Raw genomic sequence first — 1,901 nt, 5'->3', positions numbered from 1 at the left:
ATTGGGATTTTGCCAGGTTATATTAGAGCTTTATTTACAGAGCACAGATCGCAGGTAGAGATGAAAGTTCACCAAGTCAATATGGAAGGACTTCTACAAGAGAGATTATTATGTTCGTTGACTTGTAAGGGATTTATCCCTTTTACTACTGCTGAATATTTGCCACTAGGAGATCTCAATTGATATCTTCATTTCCAATTTATCGAGTTGAGCCAAAAGATCGCTATGGTACTAATACAAGTGTTGATGCTGAAGGTCGTTTTTACAAGTATTGGTGCAATCATCCCGAACTGGGGCATTGTTTGTTTAAAGCTGCAAGTCCCGATGGATTCACTCCTAGAGAACGTCGATGGGATTGGAGTGAGAAGGTTGCGGCTGAACTAGGGAAGTTGTTTGGTTTACCCATCGCTCGAACTGAGTTAGCAATTGGTTATGCTCAAGAACTTGGTGGTTACATTGAGGGGACTTTATCGATAGATTATACCCCCAAGAACGGACAAGTAATGAGCTGTCGGCGGTTTCTGTCGATCGTCGATCCACTGTATGAGGTGGAGTCGCTAGATGGTTTAGATGCGTATAATGTTGAGAATGTTCTACACTATCTGCAAAGGCACTCGGTTGGTTTACCGCTGAATTGGTATCCACCATTGGGAATTGAAAATGGTGCAGATGTGATGGTGGGATATCTACTATTCGATGCGTTGATTTCGGCAACAGATAGACATGATGAAAATCTAGAGTTAGCTATTTTAGAAGAGGGTTATTTTCTCTGCCCAACTTTCGATCACGGTGATAGTTTGGGTGTTAAGTTGTTAGCTGAGTCTAGATCGACAGGTAATCTTGAAGAGCCAAAATTAGTCGAGTCTTGTTGGTGGCAAAATTTGACTGTTGAGGGACGAGTTGAGGCAGTAGAAATATCAAATATTGAGGCTTTTAATATTGCGGCTGAACTTCGACCGATAGCTGCAATTATATGGCTAAAGATGCTCGCTCAAATTAAGACTGATGATATTCACGCGATCTTTGAGCAACTTCCAGCGGAAAGAATCGATAAAGTTACCAATCGATTTGCGATCGATCTTTTGGATTTCAATCGTCAAAATTTGCTGTCTAGATCCGAACAACTGGTAATCGAGCAAACGAGTATCGACGTGCAGGAAGAGTTGGGGCGGTGAATATGAGCATCGTAAGTCACCCTTCAAATCTTGTCCCACAGCAGCTAGAACTAGATTTGTGGCAGATATTAGCGATCGCTCAAAATGAACCTGCTACTGTCGGGTTTATCGAGCTGTGCGGTCATTTAGATGGGTTGAATTTGGTTGATGGAGCGCGGGCGGTGGGGGAGATTGCGGAGATTTATCGAGTTCGGGCGGAGACAATTCTAACTGAGATTGCTGCGGCTTATTTACCAGTTAAGGAACCGATTGTACCTGATGAGTTATGGGCGCATCTGTATAGTTCTACTTTTATTTTACGAGATGAGCATCTGTATTTGGAAGTGGAGCATGACTATCCAACAGAACGACAGTCGGTGATTAAGTTGGGGGTGGAGGCAGATGAGGTGGCGGCTGAGGCGATGATTCAAGCGGTGATGGGGAATGCTCATGGGGAGGAGATCGAGCTGTGGGCGAGTCGGATTCGGGGGGTGATGGCGGAATGCAGGGAAATGTTGTTGGTGGAATTACAACAAAAGACGGGTTTGAATCTGGTAGATTTATGGTTGGGTCTGTTATTGGGCGATACTGGCTGTTCGATTCGCCGTCAGTTGAGTTGTGAGGTAGAATTTAATGTTGATTTCTACGATCGATCGGGGATTTGGATTGTGGGTAATTCAACATCAAGATGAACAGCTATAGTGCGACACGCCACCAGCGTCAAAAAACACCTGAGGTTTTAGACGA

The 1,901-nt window shown here is 44.0% G+C and carries 2 protein-coding genes and 1 pseudogene; all 3 read left to right on the top strand.

Annotation, left to right across the window (positions count from 1 at the left end; genetic code table 11):
- Window positions 1-183, top strand: a pseudogene (locus RMO55_RS03395) (DNA-binding protein); the annotation flags it as partial.
- Window positions 180-1,175 carry a hypothetical protein gene (locus tag RMO55_RS03390; protein ID WP_310423514.1) on the top strand — a complete coding sequence of 332 codons (996 nt, stop codon included), beginning with the start codon at window positions 180-182 and terminating at the stop codon, window positions 1,173-1,175. The pseudogene RMO55_RS03395 and the gene RMO55_RS03390, both read left to right, overlap by 4 nt.
- Window positions 1,176-1,177: 2 nt before the next feature.
- Complete coding sequence (locus RMO55_RS03385; protein WP_310423512.1) at window positions 1,178-1,846, top strand: hypothetical protein; 669 nt, start codon at window positions 1,178-1,180, stop codon at window positions 1,844-1,846.
- The last annotated feature ends 55 nt before the right edge of the window (window positions 1,847-1,901 follow it).

The sequence above is a fragment of the Chamaesiphon sp. VAR_48_metabat_135_sub genome (genome assembly GCF_031418915.1).
In the GTDB taxonomy this organism is placed as follows: domain Bacteria; phylum Cyanobacteriota; class Cyanobacteriia; order Cyanobacteriales; family Chamaesiphonaceae; genus Chamaesiphon.
This window is presented reverse-complemented; position numbering and strand designations above follow the sequence as displayed.

Excerpts from the sequence above, each read along its gene's own strand:
- RMO55_RS03385 (WP_310423512.1), top strand. The coding sequence starts at position 1,178 with ATGAGCATCGTAAGTCACCCTTCAAATCTTGTCCCACAGCAGCTAGAA.